General features: G+C 60.3%; 23 protein-coding genes and 1 other RNA gene. 12 read left to right on the top strand and 12 right to left on the bottom strand.

Annotation, left to right across the window (positions count from 1 at the left end):
* Window positions 1–82: 82 nt before the first annotated feature.
* From AC0J41_RS25320 to AC0J41_RS25305, 4 genes are read right to left on the bottom strand one after another with little or no spacing between them, the layout of a single operon-like run.
* Window positions 83–820 (bottom strand): amino acid ABC transporter ATP-binding protein, encoded by a 738-nt coding sequence (locus tag AC0J41_RS25320; protein WP_025113282.1) that lies wholly within the window; start codon window positions 818–820, stop codon window positions 83–85.
* Complete coding sequence (locus AC0J41_RS25315) at window positions 807–1,457, bottom strand: amino acid ABC transporter permease (RefSeq protein ID WP_025113283.1); 651 nt, start codon at window positions 1,455–1,457, stop codon at window positions 807–809. Before AC0J41_RS25315 ends, AC0J41_RS25320 begins: the two co-directional genes overlap by 14 nt.
* Window positions 1,454–2,122 (bottom strand): amino acid ABC transporter permease, encoded by a 669-nt coding sequence (locus AC0J41_RS25310; RefSeq protein ID WP_473013884.1) that lies wholly within the window; start codon window positions 2,120–2,122, stop codon window positions 1,454–1,456. The genes AC0J41_RS25315 and AC0J41_RS25310 overlap by 4 nt, the downstream gene beginning before the upstream one ends.
* A 21-nt stretch (window positions 2,123–2,143) precedes the next feature.
* Window positions 2,144–2,929 (bottom strand): transporter substrate-binding domain-containing protein, encoded by a 786-nt coding sequence (locus tag AC0J41_RS25305; protein ID WP_473013883.1) that lies wholly within the window; start codon window positions 2,927–2,929, stop codon window positions 2,144–2,146.
* Between the two features lie 256 nt (window positions 2,930–3,185).
* On the opposite strand from AC0J41_RS25305, the gene AC0J41_RS25300 reads away from it, so the two are divergent.
* The 6 genes from AC0J41_RS25300 to AC0J41_RS25275 all read left to right on the top strand — a co-directional run bounded on the left by AC0J41_RS25300 (window position 3,186) and on the right by AC0J41_RS25275 (window position 10,541).
* The gene (locus AC0J41_RS25300; RefSeq protein ID WP_473013882.1) at window positions 3,186–3,893 is read left to right on the top strand and encodes a FadR/GntR family transcriptional regulator; all 708 of its coding nucleotides are present in this window, start codon (window positions 3,186–3,188) and stop codon (window positions 3,891–3,893) included.
* Between the two features lie 120 nt (window positions 3,894–4,013).
* Window positions 4,014–4,343 carry a thioredoxin TrxA gene (gene trxA, locus AC0J41_RS25295; protein ID WP_003206727.1) on the top strand — a complete coding sequence of 110 codons (330 nt, stop codon included), beginning with the start codon at window positions 4,014–4,016 and terminating at the stop codon, window positions 4,341–4,343.
* Between the two features lie 248 nt (window positions 4,344–4,591).
* Window positions 4,592–5,851, top strand: a complete 1,260-nt coding sequence (gene rho, locus AC0J41_RS25290; RefSeq protein ID WP_003229334.1) for a transcription termination factor Rho — start codon at window positions 4,592–4,594, stop codon at window positions 5,849–5,851.
* 185 nt (window positions 5,852–6,036) lie between these two features.
* On the top strand, window positions 6,037–8,037 hold the full coding sequence (locus AC0J41_RS25285) for an acyltransferase family protein (RefSeq protein ID WP_473013881.1): 2,001 nt from the start codon (window positions 6,037–6,039) through the stop codon (window positions 8,035–8,037).
* A gap of 69 nt (window positions 8,038–8,106) precedes the next feature.
* Window positions 8,107–9,573: a 4-hydroxy-3-polyprenylbenzoate decarboxylase gene (gene ubiD / locus AC0J41_RS25280; RefSeq protein ID WP_008048693.1), complete on the top strand. Its 1,467-nt coding sequence runs from the start codon at window positions 8,107–8,109 to the stop codon at window positions 9,571–9,573.
* Complete coding sequence (locus AC0J41_RS25275) at window positions 9,573–10,541, top strand: CDP-6-deoxy-delta-3,4-glucoseen reductase (protein ID WP_025113288.1); 969 nt, start codon at window positions 9,573–9,575, stop codon at window positions 10,539–10,541. Before ubiD ends, AC0J41_RS25275 begins: the two co-directional genes overlap by 1 nt.
* A 76-nt stretch (window positions 10,542–10,617) precedes the next feature.
* On the opposite strand, the gene AC0J41_RS25270 is transcribed toward AC0J41_RS25275, so the two are convergent.
* Window positions 10,618–11,094, bottom strand: coding sequence for a sn-glycerol-3-phosphate transporter (locus tag AC0J41_RS25270; protein ID WP_473013880.1), 477 nt, complete (start codon window positions 11,092–11,094; stop codon window positions 10,618–10,620).
* 353 nt (window positions 11,095–11,447) lie between these two features.
* Between AC0J41_RS25270 and AC0J41_RS25265 the strand changes: the two genes are divergently transcribed.
* The gene (locus AC0J41_RS25265; protein ID WP_025113290.1) at window positions 11,448–12,116 is read left to right on the top strand and encodes a gamma-glutamylcyclotransferase; all 669 of its coding nucleotides are present in this window, start codon (window positions 11,448–11,450) and stop codon (window positions 12,114–12,116) included.
* Here the strand turns inward: AC0J41_RS25265 and glpT are convergent.
* Entirely contained in the window at window positions 12,092–13,441 is a 1,350-nt protein-coding gene (gene glpT, locus AC0J41_RS25260) for a glycerol-3-phosphate transporter (protein WP_025113291.1), read from the bottom strand. The genes AC0J41_RS25265 and glpT overlap by 25 nt on opposite strands.
* 226 nt (window positions 13,442–13,667) lie before the next feature.
* Here glpT and AC0J41_RS25255 point away from each other — a divergent pair, with 226 nt between their 5' ends.
* Together AC0J41_RS25255 and AC0J41_RS25250 are read left to right on the top strand one after the other, a co-directional pair.
* Window positions 13,668–14,297, top strand: coding sequence for a flagellar basal body-associated protein FliL (locus tag AC0J41_RS25255; protein ID WP_473013879.1), 630 nt, complete (start codon window positions 13,668–13,670; stop codon window positions 14,295–14,297).
* 178 nt (window positions 14,298–14,475) lie between these two features.
* Window positions 14,476–15,090 (top strand): energy transducer TonB, encoded by a 615-nt coding sequence (locus AC0J41_RS25250; protein ID WP_473013878.1) that lies wholly within the window; start codon window positions 14,476–14,478, stop codon window positions 15,088–15,090.
* 94 nt (window positions 15,091–15,184) lie between these two features.
* On the opposite strand, the gene AC0J41_RS25245 is transcribed toward AC0J41_RS25250, so the two are convergent.
* Window positions 15,185–16,162, bottom strand: a complete 978-nt coding sequence (locus AC0J41_RS25245; RefSeq protein WP_025113294.1) for an NADPH:quinone oxidoreductase family protein — start codon at window positions 16,160–16,162, stop codon at window positions 15,185–15,187.
* Between the two features lie 150 nt (window positions 16,163–16,312).
* Between AC0J41_RS25245 and AC0J41_RS25240 the strand changes: the two genes are divergently transcribed.
* Window positions 16,313–16,720 (top strand): flagellar basal body-associated protein FliL, encoded by a 408-nt coding sequence (locus tag AC0J41_RS25240; RefSeq protein WP_025113295.1) that lies wholly within the window; start codon window positions 16,313–16,315, stop codon window positions 16,718–16,720.
* 141 nt (window positions 16,721–16,861) lie between these two features.
* Here AC0J41_RS25240 and AC0J41_RS25235 read toward each other — a convergent pair whose 3' ends face one another.
* Entirely contained in the window at window positions 16,862–17,314 is a 453-nt protein-coding gene (locus tag AC0J41_RS25235; protein ID WP_025111999.1) for an EVE domain-containing protein, read from the bottom strand.
* Between the two features lie 197 nt (window positions 17,315–17,511).
* On the opposite strand from AC0J41_RS25235, the gene AC0J41_RS25230 reads away from it, so the two are divergent.
* The gene (locus tag AC0J41_RS25230; protein WP_003229308.1) at window positions 17,512–17,667 is read left to right on the top strand and encodes a hypothetical protein; all 156 of its coding nucleotides are present in this window, start codon (window positions 17,512–17,514) and stop codon (window positions 17,665–17,667) included.
* Window positions 17,668–17,702: 35 nt separating this feature from the next.
* On the opposite strand, the gene AC0J41_RS25225 is transcribed toward AC0J41_RS25230, so the two are convergent.
* From AC0J41_RS25225 to AC0J41_RS25210, 4 genes are all read right to left on the bottom strand, one after another.
* Window positions 17,703–18,308: a 5-formyltetrahydrofolate cyclo-ligase gene (locus tag AC0J41_RS25225; protein ID WP_473013877.1), complete on the bottom strand. Its 606-nt coding sequence runs from the start codon at window positions 18,306–18,308 to the stop codon at window positions 17,703–17,705.
* 80 nt (window positions 18,309–18,388) lie between these two features.
* A non-coding RNA gene (gene ssrS / locus AC0J41_RS25220) (6S RNA) lies at window positions 18,389–18,567 on the bottom strand.
* A 30-nt stretch (window positions 18,568–18,597) separates the two neighbouring features.
* Window positions 18,598–18,915, bottom strand: a complete 318-nt coding sequence (locus tag AC0J41_RS25215; RefSeq protein WP_008055229.1) for a cell division protein ZapA — start codon at window positions 18,913–18,915, stop codon at window positions 18,598–18,600.
* Window positions 18,912–19,121, bottom strand: a complete 210-nt coding sequence (locus tag AC0J41_RS25210; RefSeq protein ID WP_025112001.1) for a TIGR02449 family protein — start codon at window positions 19,119–19,121, stop codon at window positions 18,912–18,914. Before AC0J41_RS25210 ends, AC0J41_RS25215 begins: the two co-directional genes overlap by 4 nt.
* 130 nt (window positions 19,122–19,251) lie before the next feature.
* On the opposite strand from AC0J41_RS25210, the gene AC0J41_RS25205 reads away from it, so the two are divergent.
* Entirely contained in the window at window positions 19,252–19,812 is a 561-nt protein-coding gene (locus AC0J41_RS25205) for a YecA/YgfB family protein (RefSeq protein WP_473013876.1), read from the top strand.
* The last annotated feature ends 22 nt before the right edge of the window (window positions 19,813–19,834 follow it).

The raw sequence follows: 19,834 nt of genomic DNA, 5'->3' as shown, positions 1-19,834 counted from the left end.
CATTCGCGAGCAAGCCCGCTCCCACAGGTGACCGCATTCCCATGTGGGAGATTCTATGTTGCAGGGGAACCCTGCAAACTCATCAGGCTGTCGCTTCGACGGTACCAATGAAATTCGCCAGCTCCGGCGTCTGCGGATGGGCAAACAACACCTTCGGATCCCCCACCTCATGCACCTTGCCATGGTGCATGAACACCAGTTTGTCGCCGACCTCCCGGGCGAAGCGCATTTCGTGGGTGACCATGATCAGCGTCATGCCTTCCCGGGCCAGTTGGCGCACCACGGCCAGCACTTCATTGACCAGCTCCGGGTCCAGTGCCGAGGTGATCTCGTCGCATAGCAGCACTTTCGGCGACATCGCCAAGGCTCGGGCAATCGCTACACGCTGCTGCTGACCGCCGGAGAGGCGATCCGGAAATGCATCGAATTTTTCCCCCAGACCGACGCGCTCGAGCATCTTACGCGCCAGTTCGGCAGCCTTGGCCTTGGGGACTTTCTGTACCACTTGCGGGGCGAGCATCACGTTTTCGCCCACGGTCAGGTGCGGGAACAAGTTGAACTGCTGGAACACCATGCCGACTTTCTGCCGCAGGCTGCGCAGGTCGGCGCGGGCGGCATCGAGGTATTCGCCGTCGACTTCGATCACTCCGTCGTTGATCGATTCCAGACCGTTGAGGGTGCGCAGCAGGGTCGATTTGCCCGAGCCGCTGCGGCCGATGATCGCCACCACCTGGCCTTCCTCGACACTCAGGTCGATGCCTTTGAGCACGTGGTGATCGCCGTAGTATTTATGCAGGGCGGAAATTCTAAGCAGAGGCATGCAGTCTCCTTTCCAGGTAGCGCGCACTGAGCGACAAGGGGTAGCAGAGCAGGAAGTAGCCGAGGGCGACGAGGCCGTAGACCATGAACGGTTCGAAAGTGGCATTGGCGAGCATGCCGCCGGTTTTGGTCAGCTCGGTGAAGCCGATGATTGAGGTCACCGCTGTGCCTTTGACCACTTGCACCGAGAAACCCACGGTCGGCGCCACGGCGATGCGCAGCGCCTGCGGCAGAATCACGTAGCGCAATTGCTCCAGAGGGTTCAGCGCCAGGCTTGAAGAGGCTTCCCATTGGCCATGGGGAATTGCTTCGACGCAACCGCGCCAGATCTCCGCCAGATAGGCGCTGGTAAACAGCGTCAGGGCAATCGCCGCGGCCATCCACGGCGAGATTTCGATCCCGGCCAGCGCCACACCGAAGAACACCAGAAACAGCTGCATCAGCAGCGGCGTGCCCTGGAACAGCTCGATCCAGGTGCGGGCGATGCTGCTCGGCAAGGGATTCTTCGAGATGCGCATGATCAGAATCAGCAACCCGACGATCCCGCCGCCGATGAAGGCCACCAGCGACAGTGCCAGCGTCCACTGCAGACCGGTGAGCAGGTTGCGCAGGATGTCCCAGAAGGTGAAGTCGCTCATCGGCTGCTCCTTGCGATATAACGGCGGCCGACCCAGTTCAGCAATTGGCGGATCAGCAGCGCCATGCACAGATAGATCAGGGTGGTCAGCGCATAGGTTTCAAAGGCGCGGAAGTTGCGCGACTGAATGAAGTTGGCGGCGAAGCTCAACTCCTCGGTGGCGATCTGCGAGCACACCGCCGAACCGAGCATGACGATGATGATCTGGCTGCTCAGGGCCGGCCAGACCTTGCCCAGTGCCGGCAGCAGGACCACGTGGCGGAACGCTTCGAAACGGCTCATCGCCAGTGCGGCAGCGGCCTCCAATTGCCCACGCGGGATCGCCTGAATGCCGGCGCGAATGATCTCGGTCGAATACGCACCGAGGTTGATCACCATCGCCAGCACTGCCGCCTGCCACTCGGAAATCTGCACCCCGAGCGAGGGCAGGCCGAAGAAGATGAAGAACAACTGCACCAGAAATGGCGTGTTGCGGATCAACTCGACGTAGACGCCGAAGATCGCCGAGAACGGGCGGATGTTCCACGCCCGCACCAGCGCGCCGACAATCCCCACGCCAACGCCGAGCAGCGCACCGATGGCCGTCAGCTCAAGGGTAAACAGCGCCCCACGCAGCAGCAGGTCGGTGTTTTCCAGCACCGGCAAGAAATCGAACTGATAAGCCATGAAAATCTCCCGCGCAGTCGATCAGAGATCGGCCGGCAGCGGCTCTTTCAGCCAGGTCTGCGAGTTCTTTTCCAGCGCGCCGTCAGCCTTGGCGGTGGTCAGGATGTCATTGACCTTGGCCAGCAGCGCCGGCTCGTTTTTGTTCACGCCGACGTAGACGGGAGAGTCCTTGAGCTTCACTTTCAGCGCCGGCACGCGTTTCGGGTTTTTCTCGCTGATCGCGACCATCACCACGTTGCCGCTGGCGATCAGGTTGACCTGGCCAGCGAGGTAGGCAGCGATGGTCGAGTTGTTGTCTTCGAAGCGCTTGATGGTCACGCCTTCCGGGGCGACCTTGGTCAGCTCGATGTCTTCGATGGCGCCACGGGTGACGCTGATGGTTTTGCCCTTGAGGTCGTCGAGCGTGGAGATTGCGGCATCAGGCGGGCCAAACACCGCGAGGTAGAACGGCGCGTAGGCGTGGGAGAAGTCGATGACTTTCTCGCGCTCGGGGTTCTTGCCCAGGCTTGAGATCACCAGGTTGACCTTGCCGGTGGTGAGGAACGGGATGCGGTTGGTGCTGTTGACCGGGGTCAGTTCGAGTTTGACCTTCAACTGGTCGGCCAGCAGTTTTGCCGTGTCGATGTCCAGGCCGCGAGGCTTCATGTCCGGGCCGACCGAGCCGAACGGCGGGAAGTCCTGGGGCACGGCAACTTTCAGCGTGCCGCGTTTGACCACGTCGTCCAGACCGTCGGCGTGGGCGGGCACCTGGCTCAGCATCAGGCTGGCAAACAGGGTGGCGAGGAGGGCACTGTAACGCTTGGTCATGGACAATCTCCGGATCGGCGGGAAGTGATTTCTGCGATCGGACAGAGCACGGGCCATGCCAACAGCCCGGTCTGTTCCCTGAGGGCCGCGGTTTCCTTGGGTTTGTTCGGTCTTACTGGTCTGAACAGTCAGGGTGTTTTTCGCACCCCGATAGCGCATCGCGCCAAGGCGCCGAACCCCGCTGGGGCACGACTTGCCGGATCCGGCGAATAGCTTTACAACTAGCCGCACCTTGGCCTGGCTCGTCTGAACAACCATGAACTCGATCTCTCGCGCCGTACCTGAAGTGGCGCTGCAAGCGATTCGCAAACTGATCACTGAACAGGGTTTCGGCCCGGGCGAGGCGTTGCCATCGCAACGGGATCTGGCGCTGCAACTGGGCGTCAGTCGGGCGTCATTGCGTGAGGCGCTGTCGTCGCTCAGCGCACTGGGCGTGGTCAGCATCCAGCCGGGCAAAGGCGTGTTCGTGCAGGCGCCGGTGGAGTTGGCGCGCAGTGATAGCGCTCCGGGCTGGCCGTTTGCGGCGCAGGCCTCGCCGCTCGATATTTTTCAGCTGCGCTATGCCCTGGAAGGGTTTGCGGCAGGGCTGGCGGCGGTGACCTTGAGCACGTTCGATCTGGATGCGCTGGAGGACAACGTCGCGGCGATGCGTGAGCAGTTGAAGGCGGGTGACTTCGAGGCGGCAGCCAGGCTCGACTTCGAATTCCACCAGCGCATTCTGCTGGCCAGCGGCAATCAGGCGATGCTGAGCATCCTCACCGCCAGTGCCGAGATTTTTCTGGAAAGCCAGAAGCTACCGTTCATCCGCGCCGAACGGGCGATGGAAACCTGGCAGGAGCACCGCAAGATTCTCCGCGCACTGGCCCGCCGGTCGTCCGCCGCTGCCCAGAAAGCCATGCAGGAGCACGTGCGCAACGCAGCACTGCGCACCGGCATCGCCTTTATCGCCCCCGCCAGCGCGTGAGTTGAGCTATACCCAGACTCATGGGGCGCCATAGCAAGACTCAATCATCTGCGGCTTCCTGAACAAGGGAAGGGCGGATATGATGGGCCACGTTTTTTTGCTTACAACCTGGAGAATTCCATGAGCAGCGATCTTATCAAACACGTTAGCGACGCCAGCTTCGAAGCCGACGTACTCAAGGCCGAAGGCGCTGTACTGGTCGACTACTGGGCTGAATGGTGCGGCCCTTGCAAAATGATCGCTCCGGTTCTGGACGAGATTGCCGAGACCTACAAAGGCAAGCTGACCGTTGCCAAACTGAACATCGACGAAAACCAGGAAACTCCGGCCAAGCACGGCGTGCGTGGTATCCCGACGTTGATGCTGTTCAAGAACGGTAACGTTGAAGCGACCAAAGTCGGCGCCCTGTCCAAGTCGCAACTGGCCGCTTTCCTCGACGCCAACATCTAAGCGTCGCCGTAAAGTGCCCTGAAAAAGCCCCGCAAATTGCGGGGCTTTTTGCGTATTCAGGGCTAGACGCTCCGAAACTCAGGTGGTACATTCGGCCCCGCACTGGTTTCTCCACTGCCCCCTGCTAGCCGTCGCCGACGCACTCCTTTTCGAACAAGTTCGCGATCCTGTCGCCTTCTCCGCGGCGCGGCCTCATTAAGCCAAAAGCTTAATTTCCCCCCCTCCATAAATGATTACGTCATTCCTATATGAATCTGACTGAACTCAAGCAAAAGCCGATTACCGAACTGCTCGAATTGGCCGAACAGATGGGCATAGAAAATATGGCCCGTTCGCGCAAGCAGGACGTGATTTTCTCCCTGCTGAAAAAGCACGCGAAAAGCGGCGAGGAAATCTCCGGTGATGGCGTGCTGGAGATTCTCCAGGACGGCTTCGGCTTCCTGCGCTCCGCTGACGCTTCCTACCTGGCCGGCCCGGACGATATCTACGTCTCGCCGAGCCAGATCCGTCGTTTCAACTTGCGCACCGGTGACACCATCGTTGGCAAGATCCGCCCTCCAAAGGAAGGCGAGCGTTACTTCGCCCTGCTCAAGGTCGACACGATCAACTTCGATCGTCCCGAGAACGCGAAAAACAAGATTCTCTTCGAGAACCTGACCCCGCTGTTCCCGACCGTGCGCATGAAGATGGAAGCCGGTAACGGTTCCACTGAAGACTTGACCGGTCGTGTGATCGACCTGTGCGCCCCGATCGGCAAAGGCCAGCGTGGTCTGATCGTTGCACCGCCCAAAGCCGGTAAAACGATCATGCTGCAGAACATCGCCGCGAACATCGCCCGTAACAACCCTGAAGTGCACCTGATCGTGCTGCTGATCGACGAGCGTCCGGAAGAAGTTACCGAAATGCAGCGCACCGTGCGCGGCGAAGTGGTTGCCTCGACCTTCGACGAGCCGCCGACCCGTCACGTGCAGGTTGCCGAAATGGTGATCGAGAAGGCCAAGCGCCTGGTCGAACACAAGAAGGACGTGGTGATCCTGCTCGACTCCATCACCCGTCTGGCCCGTGCCTACAACACCGTGATCCCGAGCTCCGGCAAGGTCCTGACCGGTGGTGTCGATGCTCACGCCCTGGAGAAACCGAAGCGTTTCTTCGGCGCTGCGCGCAACATCGAAGAAGGCGGCTCGCTGACCATTATCGCCACCGCACTGGTTGAAACCGGTTCGAAGATGGACGAAGTGATCTACGAAGAGTTCAAGGGTACCGGCAACATGGAACTGCCTCTGGATCGCAAGATCGCCGAGAAGCGCGTGTTCCCGGCCATCAACATCAACCGTTCCGGCACCCGCCGCGAAGAGTTGCTGACCGCCGACGACGAACTGCAGCGCATGTGGATTCTGCGCAAGCTGCTGCACCCGATGGACGAAGTTGCCGCCATCGAGTTCCTGGTCGACAAGCTGAAAACGACCAAGACCAACGACGAGTTCTTCCTGTCGATGAAGCGTAAGTAACATCGCAGGCAGTGCCCGAAAATGGCATCCCGCACGGGGTGCCATTTTTTTTGCCTGAATTATGGGAGGTTCGTGATCTGTTAAGGTCTGTGACTGGGCAAAATAACCAGCAGCATTTGTGAGCCTTTTCGAGTCATAGGCTCAAGCTGTACAAAAAACAACCATCTGATTGGCATTAAAGATTTATGAGCACACTCGCTTATCGAAGGGATATCGACGGCCTGCGCGCAGTCGCAGTGATCGCCGTGGTGCTGTTCCACTTTGGCGTCCCGGGGTTTACCGGCGGATTTGTCGGCGTGGACGTGTTCTTCGTGATTTCCGGCTACCTCATCACGTCGATCATCTGGAACCAGCGTCAGGCGGGTCGTTTCAGCTTCGTCGAGTTCTGGGCGCGGCGTGCGCGGCGAATTCTGCCGGCGCTGTTCGCGATGATCATCGCGGTGCTGGCGGTAGGCTGGTTCCTGCTCGCACCCAAGGATTACGAGGAACTGGGGCGCTCGGTGCGTTATCAGGTGACGTTCGTCTCGAACCTTCTGTTCATGCGCCAGGACGGCTACTTCGATGTCGCCTCTGACCTGAAACCGCTGCTGCACACCTGGTCGCTGGCGGTGGAAGAACAGTTCTACATTGTCTTCCCGCTGTTGCTGACGCTGCTCTCGAGTCGGCTGAAACACTGGCGGCTGGCGCTGTTCGGCGTACTGCTGGTGTCGTTCGGGTTGAGTGTGTGGGCGATCAATCATCACCCGGAAAAAGCCTTCTTCCTGCTGCCGATGCGGGCCTGGGAGTTGCTGGCCGGGGCGATGCTGGCGATTGCGCCGAAACACGCCTGGCGCTTGAAGCCGCTGGCTGCACAAGCGTTGAGCATCCTGGGCATGGGGCTGATCCTGCTGGCGGTGTTCGTCTATGACAAGTCGACGCCGTTCCCGGGGGCCACGGCCTTGTTGCCGGTGCTGGGCGTAGTGCTGCTGATTCTGGCCAACGGTCATCGCGAGACCCTGGTGGGTCAATTATTGAGCAGCCGAGTGATGGTCGGCCTCGGCCTGATTTCCTATTCCTGGTATCTGTGGCACTGGCCGGTGTTCGTGTTTTCCAGCTACGCCAGTGTCGATGAGCCGGGTGCGCTCGACACCGCCGGTTTGATCCTGCTGACGCTGGTGCTCGGTTATCTGTCGTGGAAATTCGTCGAAACCCCGTTCCGCGAGCGGCGTTTGCTCGCTGGGCGTCGCCAGGTGCTGCTGGCCGGTTTCTGCGGCATTCTGGTGCTTGGTCTGGCCGGGCAAGCCTTGCGCTGGACCGATGGCCTGCCATGGCGCCTTTCCGAGCAGGCACTGCAATACGCCAAGGGCCGCGAGTGGCGGCCGGAGTTGATGGCGTGCCTGGCGGACGACAAGACCCCGGACGACAAGCTGTTCTGCCATTACGGCGTGACGGATCTGCCGACTCGCGCGCTGGTCTGGGGCGACAGTCACGCCACCGCGCTGATCCCGGTGTTCGATGACGGTGCCAAGGCCCACGGCGTCAGCGTGATCCTGGCCAGTTCCCCGGGATGCATTCCGGTCGATGGGCTGGAGCATGACGGTGTGTGTGCGCGGTTCAATAAGCGGGTCGAGCAGGGGCTGAAGGCGCAGTCGGTCAGCGATGTGGTGCTGGTCGCGCGGTGGAGCCTGTATCTGTACGGCGATGCCAAAGGCGATCTGGGTCATGTGCTGAGAACGACCGACGGCCGCTATGATCGCGCCGACGCCGAACGGCGGCTGGCCGAAGGTCTGCGGGCACGGGTGGCGCAATTACGCGCCGCCGGGCATCGCGTATGGCTGGTGAAAGAGGCGCCGCTGCAAGCCTTCAGCCCGCCGTATCGCCTGACGCGTCTGGCGATGCTCGATCGTCCGGTCGATGAAGTCGGGCTGGACGTCGAGGCGCACCACAAGCGCCAGGTATTCATCAGTCAGCTGTTCGCCCAGCTCGCGCAGGATGATCCGGCGGTGCGGGTGGTCGATCCGGCGCCGCGCCTGTGTGATGACAAGGGCCTGTGCCACGCCGAACTGGGCGGTTATTCGCTGTACACCGATGACAATCACCTGTCCGAAGTCGGTGCACGCTTTGTGGCACCGATCCTCGAGCCGCTGTTTATCGGCCTGCAAGCCCGGGAAAACCTTGGCAAAGCGCAGACGAATGCAGCCAAGTAAGCAGCGACAGGCTGCCACAGGCCGGCATAGCAGGTAGGATGTACGCCTATTTTGAGGGTGCCATCGTCAATGAAATTCAAGGATCTTCGGGATTTCGTGCAGCAGCTTGAGCAGCGCGGAGAGTTGAAACGCATCCAGATTCCCGTCTCGCCGGTGCTGGAGATGACCGAGGTGTGCGACCGCACACTGCGGGCCAAGGGCCCGGCGCTGTTGTTCGAAAAGCCGACCGGCTACGACATTCCGGTGCTCGGCAACCTGTTCGGCACCCCCGAGCGGGTCGCCATGGGCATGGGCGCCGAGTCGGTCAGCGAGCTGCGCGAAATCGGCAAGCTGCTGGCCTTCCTCAAGGAGCCGGAGCCGCCGAAGGGCTTGAAGGATGCGTGGTCGAAACTGCCGATCTTCCGCAAGATCATCTCGATGGCACCCAAAGTCGTCAAAGATGCGGTGTGTCAGGAAGTGGTCATCGAAGGCGACGACGTTGACCTGGCGATGCTGCCTGTGCAGACCTGCTGGCCCGGCGACGTCGGCCCGCTGATCACCTGGGGCCTGACCGTCACCAAAGGTCCGAACAAGGATCGCCAGAACCTCGGCATCTACCGTCAGCAAGTGATCGGCCGTAACAAGGTGATCATGCGCTGGCTCAGCCACCGTGGCGGTGCGCTGGACTATCGCGAGTGGTGCGAGAAGCATCCGGGCCAGCCGTTCCCGGTGTCTGTCGCGTTGGGCGCTGACCCGGCGACCATCCTTGGCGCCGTGACGCCAGTGCCGGACAGCCTCTCCGAGTACGCCTTCGCCGGCCTGCTGCGCGGTAACCGCACCGAACTGGTCAAATGCCGCGGCAACGACCTGCAAGTGCCGGCCACTGCCGAGATCATCCTCGAAGGCGTGATCCATCCGGGCGAGATGGCCGACGAAGGCCCGTACGGCGACCACACCGGTTACTACAACGAAGTCGACAGCTTCCCGGTGTTCACTGTCGAGCGCATCACCCACCGGATCAAACCGATCTACCACAGCACCTACACCGGCCGTCCGCCGGATGAGCCGGCAATCCTCGGTGTGGCGCTGAACGAAGTGTTCGTGCCGATCCTGCAGAAGCAATTCCCGGAAATCACCGACTTCTACCTGCCGCCCGAAGGCTGCTCGTACCGCATGGCCATCGTGACGATGAAGAAGTCGTATCCGGGGCATGCCAAGCGCGTGATGCTCGGTGTCTGGTCGTTTTTGCGACAGTTCATGTACACCAAGTTCGTTATCGTCACCGACGACGATATCAACGCCCGCGACTGGAACGACGTGATCTGGGCCATTACCACGCGCATGGACCCCAAGCGCGACACGGTGATGATCGACAACACGCCAATCGACTACCTCGACTTTGCCTCGCCGGTCTCCGGCCTGGGGTCGAAAATGGGCCTGGATGCCACCCACAAGTGGCCAGGCGAAACCACTCGCGAATGGGGTCGCGTGATCGTCAAGGACGACGCCGTTACCCAGCGGATCGATGCCATCTGGAATCAGTTAGGAATAGATTGATGCGTGTAACCCTGCAGCCCTCCGGAGCGGTGCTTGAGATACGGCCCGGCGAGCGGATTCTCGATGGTGCGCGGCGCCTGGGCTACGAATGCCCGCAAAGCTGTCGCAACGGCAATTGTCACGTGTGTGCCGCGCTGCTGGTGGAAGGTCGGGTCGAGCAGGCCGGCAAGGTGCACGACCACGGCGAGTTCTACACTTGCATAGCCGAGCCGCTGGAAGACTGCATCCTGCTGTGGGATGGCGTGCTCGCGCTGGGAGAACTGCCGGTGCGCAGCCTGTCGTGTCAGGTCATCGAATGCCGGGACGTCGGCGGCGACACCTGGCGCGTGCGCCTGCGGGCGCCGGCCGGCAAGCCGCCGCGCTATCACGCCGGGCAGTACCTGATGATCGAGCGCGAGAGCGGCGAGAAGTCGGCGTTCTCCATGGCCTCGGCGCCGCATGGCGGACGTGATCTGGAAATCCACGTACTGGCGCGTGAGCCCAGTGCGCTAAGCCTGATCGAGCAACTGCAACGCAACCCGCTGGTGCGCGTCGAACTGCCGTTCGGCGACACGCACCTCGCCGAATTGCCCGACGGGCCGCTGGTGCTGATTGCCGCCGGCACCGGCATGGGCCAGATCCACAGCCTGATCGAACACTGCCGCGCCAACGGCTTCAAACACCCGGTGCATTTGTATTGGGGGGTGCGTCGTCCGGAAGATTTCTACGAAATCGAACACTGGGATGAATGGCTGAAGCTGCCTAACCTGTTCCTGCACAAAGTGGTCAGCGACCAGTGCGGTTGGGAAGGACGCTGCGGGATGTTGCATCAGGCGGTATGTGAGGACTTCGCGGATCTGAAGTCCCTGCACGTCTACGCCAGCGGCTCGCCGGCGATGGTCTACGGTACGCTGGATGCGCTGGTGGAAGCCGGCATGGATGCGCACCAGATGCGCGCCGACGTGTTTGCCTATGCGCCGCGCTCTTGAGCCGCGCGAATTGAGCTGCGCTCTCGAGCCGCGCGAATTGAGCCATGTGAATTGAGCCGAGCCTGAGTCCCCGCCCCTAGAAACGCACCCCGGTTGTCACCATCGCCGCATTGGCGCCGAGAAACACCAACTCGGCGGCCAATGGGCCGTAGTGAGTACCGATGGACGGAATGATCACCGGTGCAACGCCGTAGCGATTCAACGGGATCTTGTCCTTGTAATCACCGCGATAACCCTGCAACAGCCCACCGGTGACTTTCAGATAAACCGGATACTCGCTGCTGTCATAGCGTTTGCCGACATAGGCATAGTTCGAGCGCTGGCGGAACGAATTGCGGAAAGTTGCCCCGCCAAATACCCAGCCGGAAGCCTGATTGCGTTCGATGCCGATCAAGTCCTGATGATTATTGTGCTCGGGGTCGGGCGAATAATGGCGGGTATAGACACTGGTCTGTGCGTACCAGAACCCCTTGTCCTTCTGTGAGTCATCCTCGGCCAAAGCCTGGCCGGTCTGGATCAATAACAGTGCGGCCAAAAGCCTTGGTTTTTTCATGATGCAGCCTCGGTTAAACGGATGGCTTGCGCCAGAGGAAGGCCGTTATACGTAGGCGTTCAGCGACGGGAAAGACAGAAAGTCCGACATTTTAGTAGGAAGATTCCTGCATTTTCTTGAACCGATCCTGAACAAGCGAAGGCTTATGCATATTTCATTCGGGTATTTAAGATATTTTGGCAAGGGTATTAGGCTATATAAAAGCCGTTGGCCGAGGCTGATAATCGCGCTTTAGCGCTATTGAACAGGTCATACATCCTTTAGCACTTTTCGTTTTACAGTTACTGCTATATGTTCTATCAAGCGAATTGTGCTTACATCTTGTAATACTTGCGGGGCCGAACACTTCCGTCATGACAGCCATTGAATCTGCTTTTGTGAATCTGGCTTACCCTCCGCGGCTCGATCTGGGGCCGCAGCTGACCCACGAACAACTTCTCGTCTCGATGCAATCGACCATGGCGCGCCACAAGGGCGGCCCGGTGTGGCTGTTCGCCTACGGTTCGCTGATCTGGCGTCCGGAGTGTTCGGCTGTGGAGCGGGTGCGCGGACGCGTCCACGGCTACCACCGCGGCCTGTATCTGTGGTCGCATGAACATCGCGGGACGCCGGAGATGCCCGGGCTGGTGTTCGGTCTGGATCGCGGCGGTTCATGCAGCGGCTTCGCCTATCGGCTGCCGGAAGAGAACCTTGACGGCGCGTTGTACGCGCTGTGGAAACGCGAGATGCCGTTCCCGTCCTATCGCCCACACTGGCTCAACTGCCGGCTTGAAGATGGCAGTCAGGTACAGGCGTTGGGATTTGTTCTGGAGCGACACCTGCCCAGCTATGCCGGCAACTTGCCGGATCATGTGCTGAGCCAGGTGTTCGAAAGCGCTTGCGGGCGCTACGGCACGACTCGCGATTATGTCGAGCAGACCGTCCACGCCCTGCGCAGCCACGCCATGCCAGACCGGAATCTGGAGGCGCGGCTCAAGCGCTGCAAGTCAAAGGTCGATCAGGCGAGCGATTCTCGGCCCTGACTGGCGACTTTCTTGTGCCACAACGTGGGAGCCAGGCAAACCATCGCCATGATGCAGCCGCCCACCAGCAGCACGAAGCCGCCGTCCCAGCCGAAGTGGTCCACGGTGTAGCCCATTGCTGCACTGGCCGCGACCGACCCACCCAGATAACCAAACAGACCGGTGAAGCCTGCTGCAGTGCCGGCGGCTTTCTTCGGTGCCAGTTCCAGCGCCTGCAAACCGGTCAACATCACCGGGCCATAGATCAGGAAACCAATGGAGAACAGCGCGATCATGTCGATGGTCGGGTTGCCCGGCGGGTTGAGCCAGTAGACCAGCGTCGCCACGGTGACCAGCGCCATGAATACCATGCCGGTCAGGCCACGATTGCCACGGAAGATCTTGTCTGACATCCAGCCACAGAGCAGCGTGCCTGGAATACCGGCCCACTCGTAGAAGAAGTACGCCCACGAGGTGGTGTCCACGGTGAAGTGCTTGGCTTCCTTCAGATACGTCGGGGCCCAGTCCAGTACGCCGTAGCGCAGCAGGTAGACGAAGACGTTGGCCATGGCCACGTACCAGAGCATTTTGTTGCGCAGCACGTACTTGACGAAGATTTCCTTGGTGCTGAATTCGTCTTCGTGGCTGGCATCGTAGCCTTCGGGGTAATCGTTCTTGTACTGCTCGATCGGCGGCAGGCCAACCGATTGCGGGGTGTCGCGCATGGTCATGAACGCGAACGCCGCCACGCCCAGGGCCACTGCAGCCGGCACGTAGAATGCCGCATGCCAGTCATTGAACAGGCCCATGCCGAGCAGGAACAACGGACCGATCAGGCCGCCCCCCACGTTGTGCGCCACGTTCCACACCGACACTACGCCGCCGCGCTCTTTCTGCGACCACCAGTGCACCATGGTCCGACCGCTCGGCGGCCAGCCCATGCCCTGAGCCCAGCCGTTGATGAACAGCAGAATGAACATCATGGTCACGCTGGACGTCGCCCACGGTGCAAAACCGAAGACGAACATCACGCCTGCCGAGATCAGCAAGCCGAACGGCAAGAAGAAACGCGGGTTGGAACGATCGGACACCAGGCCCATCAAGAACTTCGACAGGCCGTAAGCGATCGCGATGGCCGACATTGCCACGCCCAGTTGACCCCGGGTGTAGCCCTCGTCGATCAGGTACGGCATGGCCAGCGAGAAGTTTTTGCGCAGCAGGTAGTAACCCGCATAACCAAAGAAAATACCGGCGAAGATCTGCCAGCGCAGGCGTCGGTAGGTACTGTCTATTTTTTCGTCAGGCAATGGAGCCTGATGTGCGGCAGGACGAAAGAAAGCAAACATTCAAGAGCTCCAGATTTCTTGTTTTGACTGCGGATGCGAATGTTACAGTTTCGTTACCGAAAATAGCACCGGTTCGCATCAGCAAAACAGTGGAAAATGTTGGAAGTCGCATGTTCCTTTACGAACCTGTCGCTCAGCTGTAAGAACAGGGCGTTTTCACCACCTGTGAACATGTGGGGGCTTAGACTCGCGGTCAGTTCAGCCTATTGATCAGCAGAGATAAGAAATGCCAGTGAAGGTTCGCATGTTGGTGCCGAGATTCTTGGTGGCGGCGGGACTCGCCGTTGTGATGCTGGCCTTGATTTTCACCGACCATCCTGCCCATTCCGGTCTGCGCAACACGACCGTGCTGATCATTCGCCATGCGGAAAAGCCCGACGTGGGCTCGGTGCTCAATGCCCGAGGCGAACAGCGTGCGGCCGCCTACGTCGACTATTTCAGTGTGCTGAAACTCGACGGCCAGACGCTCACCCCCCAGCGTTTGATTGCTGCCGGCGACACCCCGGAGAGCGCTCGCTCGCGCCTGACTCTGACCCCGTTGGCCCAGCGGCTTGGCCTGCCGATTGAGCAGCCCTACGTCAATGGCGATCTGCATCAACTGGTCAAACTGTTGCGCAAGAGCAATCAGGCGCCAACGGTGCTGATCGCCTGGCACCATGGGCACATCAATAAACTGCTCAAAGCCTTTGGCGGTGATGCCAGCGCATTGATGGGGCAGGAAAAATGGCCGGATGATGTCTTCGACTGGTTGATTGTCCTGCGCTTCGATGACAAAGGCCGGCTCATTCCGTCTCGCAGCCTGAAGGTGCAAGAGCATCTGTTGCCGGGCGATATTGCAGGATCAAACAGCGGCTAAACGTCTGTCAGAAAACTTACCTGACGCCACTTACTCAGCGGTTTCGTCAGGTTTCCGCTCGGGATCAGGAAATGTCCTGCGTCCAACAGCGACGTTGCGCCATTCAGTTTAAAGGCCGCGCTCCGTAACCTTTGTGCTGTTGCCGGATAAGGCATCTCACTAGGGACGGGGCACGATCATGCGGTGGTTTTTTGCTGGGCTTCTGTTGACGATCTTCAGCTTGGCGCTGGCGGCAGAAGGGCTGCTCATCCCTGAACACAATCCCAGGCCGATTTACCCAAGAGCGTTGTACAGGGCCGGGATCGATGGCGAGGTCAGGGTCAGCTTCATCGTCAAGGCGGATGGTTCGGTCAGCGCGATCAGCATCGTGCACAGTGACCATCCCGATCTGGCGGGGGCGGTCAAGGAGGCGGTAACGCAGTGGCGATTCAAGCCTTGGTCGGTCGATGAAGGTCGGCCTGCGGAGCAGTCAGTGCTCGCGCCAATGCTCTTTCGACTTGATCTGCATCAGCCGATCCACATCAACCAGTGGCTGAAGACCGTGAAGTGTCGCGTCATCAGTGACGGCCTCACGCACACGCCCGAGTACGCGTGGGTCGATGCACAGGTATTCGATTACACCCGTGCGTACGTGTCGAACGTGATCCACAAGAGTCAACTGGCCGATGAGCAGCGTCTGGCGATCATCGCAAAGATGAACCGGCGCGTACCCTTGATCGTCAGAGGTTGCCGGGAAAACCCTATGCGCAGATACATGAGTTTTCTGCCGGCGGAGGTTCGTGAGTTGCTATGAACGGCAGCAATGCCACGCCGCTATAGGTGACGCCGGGTTGCTGCCTTTCGGGCTCAAGCCGGACTTCGGGGAAAAGTCCGGCCTGAACAACAAGTCAGCGTACCTGCACCACCACCTTGCCCACCGCTTTGCGCTGGCCCAGGTCATTGATCGCCTGCGCCGCATTGCTCAGCGGATACACCTGCGACACCAAAGGGTGGAGCTTGCCTTCGGCAAACCAGCCGAACAGTTGCTGGAAGTTCGCCGCGTTGTCCTGTGGCTGGCGCTGGGCGAAAGAGCCCCAGAACACGCCGAGTACCGCTGCGCCCTTGAGCAGGGCGAGGTTGACCGGGAGTTCGGGGATGCGCCCGCTGGCAAAACCCACCACCAGCAGGCGGCCGTTCCAGGCGATGGCGCGGATGGCCTGGTCAAACAGGTCGCCACCCACCGGGTCGTAGATCACGTCGGCGCCCTGGCCGTCGGTGAGGCGTTTGATTTCGTCCTTGAGGCTGGTTTCGCTGTAGTTGATCAGTTCGTCGGCGCCGGCAGCCTTGGCCACCGCGAGTTTTTCTGCGCTGCTGGCGGCGGCGATGACGCGGGCGCCCATGGCTTTGCCGATTTCCACCGCTGCCAGGCCGACACCGCCGGAGGCGCCGAGCACCAGCAGGGTTTCGCCCGGTTGCAGGTTGGCCCGTTGTTTAAGGGCGTGCATTGAGGTGCCGTAGGTCATGCTGAACGCAGCGGCGGTATTGAAGTCCATCGACGGCGGGATCGGCAGGACGTTATAGCCCGGCACCGCGACCTGTTCGGCAAAGCTGCCCCAACCGGTCAGGGCCATGACCCGGTCGCCGACCTTCAAATGGCCGACCTTTTCGCCCACGGCGCTGACCACGCCGGACGCCTCGCCACCGGGGGAAAACGGGAAGGGCGGCTTGAACTGGTATTTGCCCTCGATGATCAGCGTGTCCGGAAAGTTGACCCCGGCGGCGTGCACGTCCAGCAGGATCTCGTTCTTCTTCGCGACAGGACTGGCGACGTCTTCCAGCACCAGCGATTCGGCAGGGCCGAAGGCTTTGCACAGCACGGCTTTCATCAGGGCTATTCCTTTGGGAGTGATGGCCGATAAGTGTAGGTGTGTCAGTCAACGGGTCAACGAGCATGCCCGGCCCTGATAGTCAGCCATAAGCTTGTGCTTGTGCGGCGGGTCGTTATGCTAGGCCGCAAACCGGATAAGGAGCGAATTGTGAAAGCGTGGATCATGTTGTTGCTGGCCCTGTCTCTGCCTGTGGCAGCGCTGGCCGAAGAAGCCAAAGAAGGCGAGGCGCCGAAGGTCAACTACATCACTCTTAGCCCGCCGTTCGTGGGCAACTACGGGCTGGACGGCACGCCCAAGCTCAAGGTTTACAAGGCCGACGTGGCGCTGCGTGTGACCGGTGACGAGGCGACCAAGCTGGTCAAGGCCAACGAGCCGCTGATCCGCAATCAGCTGGTGGCGCTGTTCACCCAGCAGACTGCCGAGGCGATGAGCAGCATCGAAGGCAAGGAAAAGCTGCGTCAGGAAGCCCTGAAGCAGACTCAGCAAGTCATGAATGACGAAACCGGCAAGCCGGTGGTTGAGGATCTGTTGTTCAACAACCTGATCATTCAGTAAGCCCTTTGTTGTCCGGGCTGTCCTTTTCGCGAGCAAGCCCGCGCCCACAGTGTTTTGCGGTGGCACATAAATATGTGATCACCGCGTCACCCTGTGGGAGCGGGCTTGCTCGCGAAAGCAATTGATCAGTCGCCCAATGAATCAGGGTTTGAGCGCGATCACTGCCGCCCACTGCTCTGCCGTTACCGGCATCACCGACAGCCGCGAACCCTTCTGCACCAATGGCATTTCCGCCAGCGCCGTCTGCTGCTTCAGATAATCCAGCTTCAACACCCGCACAAACGTCTCGACGTGCTCGACATCAATCGCGCTCCAGGCGTTTTTCTCCGGGGTAGCCTTCGGATCGAAGTAATGACTCTCCGGCTCCAGTGCGGTGGGATCCGGGTACGCCGCCTCGATAATTCTGCCGATTCCGGCAATTCCCGGCTCCGGGCAGCTGGAATGGTAGAAAAAGAACTCATCCCCCACCGCCATCGCCCGCAGGAAATTGCGTGCCTGATAGTTGCGAACCCCGTCCCAGCGCGCTGTGCCAAGTTTCTCCAGACCTTTGATCGAGAGTTCATCGGGCTCGGATTTCATCAGCCAGTAGGCCATGTCTTTTGCTCCTCAAGCGGTCATTGGGCAGGTTGTCGGGCAATTTTATGACAAACCGACGGTCGGTTGACGTCAGCGTTTGCGCCCGGGTTCACGTTGTCGCAAAATGCCGGCCTTTAAAGCTTGACGCTGCTGCACGGCCTACGAAGGGAAACCGCTGCTGTCATCGTGATGATGTGCCTTGAGGGGGGCAATCGATGAAACGCAAACCGGATTTGCTATGGACTTTGGTTATTTTGTTCGGCCTGGGCGTCGTGACCACCGGTTATGCGCAAAGTCTGTGGACAAGCAAGACCGATGCTCCAGTTGAAGTCGCGCAACAGGTTCAGCAGTCGACCGCCTTCAAGCGCTGAAACGGCCTCCCCGACGCCGCTGATCTGCGCGGCGTCTAGTCTGCGAAATACCACGCCTTGTCCGTCACCGTGCCCTGCAACGGTACATCCCAGCTTGCCTGCGCCAGGCGTCCGACCTTCTGACATTCATGGGCCAGTCCCAACAGTGTCGGCTTGCGCCAGTTTTTGCGCCGGGCCAGGTACGCCAGGCTGCGGTCGTAGAAACCACCGCCCATCCCCAGGCGTCCGCCGACATCGTCAAACCCCACCAGTGGCAGCAACACCAGATCCAGCGTCCAGATCTTGCGTTGGCGGGCCAGGTTGGCGCGCGGTTCGAGAATGCGGAAGCGATTGGGCTTGAGCTTGTCGGCGGGGCGAATGCGCTGGAAGACCATTTTGGTTCGCGGCCAGGCGCTGAGCACCGGCAGGTAGGTCGCCTTGCCGCGACGCTGGGCTTCGCGCAGCAGCAGGCGCGGGTCGATTTCACCGTCGGTGGGCAGATACAGAGAAATGTGTTTTGCCCGGCGGAAGTGCGGGTCTTGTGCCAGTTGGCGGAACAGGCCTTTGGCGGCCTGACGTTGCTCGCTCGGCGTCAGCGCGCGGCGCGCCTTGCGTAGCAGGCGACGGAGTTGCGGGCGGGGCAGCAGCGCAGGTTCGGTCATGGTTCGGCTTCGGCAGATGAGGGCGAAAACGCACGCATAAAAAATCCGATGCCGGCAAAAACCGGCATCGGATTCGAATCAGGCTCCCCGGATGAACCGCTGTCAACTTAGCCCTTGAACCCGAAAGTTCAAGGTGGAGGATGCAGTAGACTTTAAGGCTTTCCGTCTGGCGGACATGCACACCAGCCCAACGTGCAACCTCCAGGGTAGTGCGAATCGGCTCAGGGACATCGTCAACTGGCAAGCACCCCAGGGAGTGCCGCGAGTATACCTCAAGCGGCCTGGCGAATCAGCCCTTGGTGACGTCCGGATCGGTGGCCAGCACCAGATCGACACGATCGAGCAAGTCGCGCACCTGTTCACGGGTCGAGCCGCTGGCCTGGATGTCCGGGCGCTCTTCTTTGTGCAAGAGGTCATGGGTGATGTTCAGCGCGGCCATCACGGCGATACGGTCGGCACCGATGACTTTGCCGCTGCTGCGAATCTCGCGCATCTTGCCGTCCAGATAGCGTGCGGCACTGACCAGATTGCTGCGTTCTTCCTGCGGGCAGATGATCGAATATTCTTTGTCGAGGATCTGCACGGTAACGCTATTGCTTGAACTCATGAGTCTTGCTCCAGGGCCTTGAGGCGCGAAATCATCGATTCGACCTTACGCCGGGCGATTTCGTTTTTTTCAATGAGGTGAGCGCGTTCCTCGCGCCAGGTCTTTTCCTGAGCTAGTAAGAGTGCGTTTTGACTCTTAAGTTGCTCCACTCGACTAATCAGCAGTTCGAGTCTGGCCATCAGCGCTTGCAGGTCGGTGTCTTCCATTGTGTCCACTGAGTCGGAGTCTGTCTGATGGGATAGCGGGCGGACAGCCTTTAATAGTCTTGGCGAGTCTGTCGATGTAGGATACAAGGCCTTCATTCTAGACATAGCGCCGTCTGGCGCCTAGCTGCCCATGACCATTGCGAATTCCCCGTACCAAGCCTTTGCCACCCTGCTGACTGCCAGCGGCCACAACGTCTCGCCTGCCGAACTGCATGGCCTGCTGCTCGGTCGCAGTTGCGCCGGCGCCGGCTTCGATAACGAAGGCTGGTTGATCGACGCCGCCGAACTGCTCGAAGGCGACATCCAGGACAACGTCCGTAACGCCCTGATCGGCCTGCAAGAGATGGTCAAAGGCGAGCTGACCGGTGACGACGTCACTGTCGTTCTGCTGCTGCCGACCGATGACGCCCCGCTGGCTGACCGCGCCGCTGCGCTGGGCCAATGGTGCCAGGGCTTCCTCAGCGGTTTCGGCCTGAACTGCCGCGACAGCAGTATGCTCAGCACTGAAGCCACCGAAGTATTGCAGGACCTTGCGGCCATCTCTCAGGTGCAAGATGCCCTGGAAGAATCCGAAGACGGCGAATCCGACTACATGGAAGTCATGGAGTACCTGCGCGTCGCGCCGCTGCTGCTGTTCTCGGAAACCAAGAAAGCCGACGTGCCGCCAGCCGCCAAGCCGTCGCTGCATTAATCGCGTGCCAGGGAAAGCCATC

It is taken from the genome of Pseudomonas sp. Arb-4-2C, assembly GCF_055755015.1.
Note: the sequence above shows the minus strand (reverse complement) of the source record. Positions and strands in the feature narration are given on the sequence as shown.